We start from the raw sequence: 3,327 nt of genomic DNA, 5'->3' as shown, positions 1-3,327 counted from the left end.
TAGACTCCTGCGGGATTAGCGCGAGCCGAAAATCCACTTTGCAACGTGTTCTTCTTTGCAAAGTTAGTTGAAGCCGTGCCCGCCGAAAGCGAAGTAATTCGTCGGAGCATTGCCAATATACATCAACCATTTCAAAATAACTACTTGGCTTAACGCAGTCATTGCACTGATTTTATACTTTCTTAACTTATTAAAAAAGCTAGTAGAGGTGCAGAGCGCTCCTCTACTAGCCTAGACTAGTGAAGTAATCTTAGCAGTATTGACGTTTTCTAGTAAAAACTATTTTATTAGCGCATTTGTACACGATGCAAGTGAGCAAAAATACCATCTCGCTTAAGTAAATCTTCATGACTCCCCTCTTCTTCAATGCCCTCCTTTGTTACCACCATTATCCGATCTGCATTTTTGATTGTAGCAAGACGATGGGCAATCACGAGCGTTGTACGATTCTTGGAAAGCTCTGTTAGAGCCTTTTGAATAATTGTTTCGGTCTCGGTATCGAGCGCTGAGGTTGCTTCGTCTAAAATAAGAATTGGTGGATTCTTTAAGAACATACGCGCAATAGCAATCCGTTGCTTTTGTCCCCCCGACAGCTTCAATCCACGCTCACCAACCTGCGTTTCATATCCATCTGGAAGCTCCTTAATAAATTCTTCCATATGAGCACGACGTGCGGCTAGCTCAATTTCCTCATCCGTCGCATCTAATTTTCCATAAGCTATATTCTCACGCAACGTACCAGTAAACAGAAATACATCCTGTTGTACAATACCTATTTGCTGGCGAAGTGATTCTTTCGTCATATCGCGAATATCCATGCCATCAATTGTCACGCTCCCGCCGTCCACATCATAAAAACGTGGAATTAGCGAGCAAATGGTTGTCTTACCTGCTCCCGATGGTCCGACAAAGGCAATCGTCTCTCCTGCATTAATTCCAAAGCTAAGCTTATCTAATACAGGTTTTTGTGTTTTTTCGTAAGCAAACGTAACATGTTCAAATGAGATATTTCCCTTTAGATGATCTACTACTGTTGCATCGTCTTTATTTTGCACATCTGGTTCCATTTCTAATAGATCAACAAATCGTTTAAATCCTGCCATTCCTTTAGGGTATAACTCCAGCAGAGCAGTTATTTTTTGAATCGGTGTAAATAATACATTTACAAATAATACAAAGCTTACCAATTCACCAATAAGTAGCTCCTCCTGATAAGTGAGCCATGCCCCTACTACTAATACAACCAGCGTTATTAGGCGCATAAGCATATAGATATTTGAATGTACAATTGCCATTACTTTATAAGCACCAACTTTTGCTTTACGGAAGCTATAATTGTCCTTAGTAAAGCGATCCATCTCATGTGTTTCATTCGTGAATGACTGGACAACCCGAACTCCAGACACTGCGTCCTCCACTCTTGCGTTAACACCGGCAATATCCTCATACATTTTCTTCCAAGCTTTATTCATTTTTATATTGCTATAAGCAATAAGGAAAATTAAAATAGGCACGGCGAAAAGAATAACAATTGCTAGTTTAACATTAATCGTAAACATAATAATGAATGCTCCGATAAACGTCATAATGGATATAAAGAAATCCTCTGGACCATGGTGAGCAAGCTCACCAATATCAAACAAATCATTGGTGATACGACTCATGATATGACCTGTTTTCGTATTATCAAAGAAACGAAACGATTGTCGTTGAACATGATGAAACAACTCTTGACGCATATCTGTCTCAATATTTATTCCTAATTTATGTCCTAAATACGTTACGACATATTGTAAAGCAGTACTGATCAGATAAACCAATAACAATAAAATACTTACCAGCACAATGATATCCCAATCATTTTCAGGTAGTAATTTATCAATAAAGCTTTGCACAGCAACTGGGAAGGCAAGCTCCAGAATAGCAACAATTACTGCAGAGGTAAAATCTATGATAAATAAACGCTTATGTGGCTTATAATAGGAGAAAAAACGGCGTATCATTTCCAAGTACACTTCCTTTCTGCATTCTAAAAGAAATTATAAGGCTAATGATGGGGCTTGGCAAGATAGCCAACCTAAGATTTTAAAAAGCTTGGCAAGGTTGTCTACCTCTCTGCATATATATAAAGGGAAGCTTCCATCGGTTGCGTTCTCCTACATGCCTCACTGGTGGTTAGCCTAGTTCTATTGACCCTAAGACTTCTGCTATGCTTCGATCCATCGATAGTGCAAAGCAAGTTGGTTTATATATCCACAAAAATATGTTTTTCTGTTCACACCGTTTGGACATTTACGGATAGTGAAATGTCTAGTTACACTATGCGATTTCTGCGAAAACTTATGGTGGATCCCTACTGCCTATTCATGCAGGTTTAAACGAACAACAAAAAAGGGAGGTATTTTGTGAAAGGTACATTGAAGTTGCCATTATATCAATGGGTATGCTATTCGATTGGTTTTGTATTTATAACTTCTGGGATGATGAAGTTAATCGTGCATGATTTCAAAGGGATATTTACACAGTTAGGAATACCCTTTCCAGAAACAACACTTTTCCTAATTGCTCTCGTTGAAATTGTTTGTGGAATACTTATTGCTGGTAAAATGTATGTAAAAATCGCTGTCCCTCCATTGATTCTTATCATGTTTGGAGCAATCTATCTAACCAAATTACCAATACTATTAAATCAAAATCTACTTGCTTTCTTATTCGAAGCACGTCTTGATATTGTCATGTTCATTTTATTGCTAACAATTTGGGATAGAAATAAGTAAACTCCAATCCGTGGGGGTTTTGTTTATCCCCATGGATGATTAGATCAGTCGGACATTTACTGGCAGTCGATTCCACACTTACTAATTTTGGGTTCACGTTATTGCTCGAGGTGGGGGCTTACTGCCAGTTCATGTTCAACTGTTGATAAATAGTGTATAACTTGGCAGTTTCCTGTTGAAAAACGGTGATTACCCACAAAGTTATCCACATATGCACAAATGTTCGCAGTTATTTTGTGATCAAATTGTTTATCTATACCATATATTGATTTTTGTTCATTTTTTTATCAACAAAATGTGCATAACTTTTATTTTCTGTGGATATTTAAATTTATTCGATATTATAAAGCTTTCTTCTCCTTATAAAATACAGCTTCCTTTTCGAAAGTATGTTGGCTAACAACCCAAAAAACTGAGCAAAATTCGCTCAGTCCTTATCACTACATGCTCAGATTTACGCTTCCTCTAGTAGCTATTATGGAATAATAGCTATTGCTTGACCACCACTCCGGCTGCCCACTTCCCTTTCCGTGGGGTTTGTCCTTCAGCT

Annotated in this window: 2 protein-coding genes; one reads left to right on the top strand and one right to left on the bottom strand. The window is 38.0% G+C overall.

Features of this window, described 5'->3' with window-relative positions; genetic code table 11:
• Positions 1 to 287: 287 nt before the first annotated feature.
• Positions 288 to 2,003, bottom strand: coding sequence for an ABC transporter ATP-binding protein (locus tag ABDZ84_RS11335; RefSeq protein ID WP_026679608.1), 1,716 nt, complete (start codon positions 2,001 to 2,003; stop codon positions 288 to 290).
• A 402-nt stretch (positions 2,004 to 2,405) separates the two neighbouring features.
• On the opposite strand from ABDZ84_RS11335, the gene ABDZ84_RS11330 reads away from it, so the two are divergent.
• Positions 2,406 to 2,777, top strand: a complete 372-nt coding sequence (locus ABDZ84_RS11330; RefSeq protein WP_240455807.1) for a DoxX family protein — start codon at positions 2,406 to 2,408, stop codon at positions 2,775 to 2,777.
• Positions 2,778 to 3,327 lie beyond the last annotated feature (550 nt).

This window comes from Virgibacillus salarius, from assembly GCF_039521925.1.
Taxonomy (GTDB): domain Bacteria; phylum Bacillota; class Bacilli; order Bacillales; family Amphibacillaceae; genus Virgibacillus; species Virgibacillus salarius.
The sequence above is the reverse complement of the archived record's forward strand: the minus strand, read 5'-3'. Positions and strand labels throughout refer to the sequence as shown.

Excerpts from the sequence above, each read along its gene's own strand:
- ABDZ84_RS11335 (WP_026679608.1), bottom strand. The coding sequence starts at position 2,003 with ATGATACGCCGTTTTTTCTCCTATTATAAGCCACATAAGCGTTTATTT.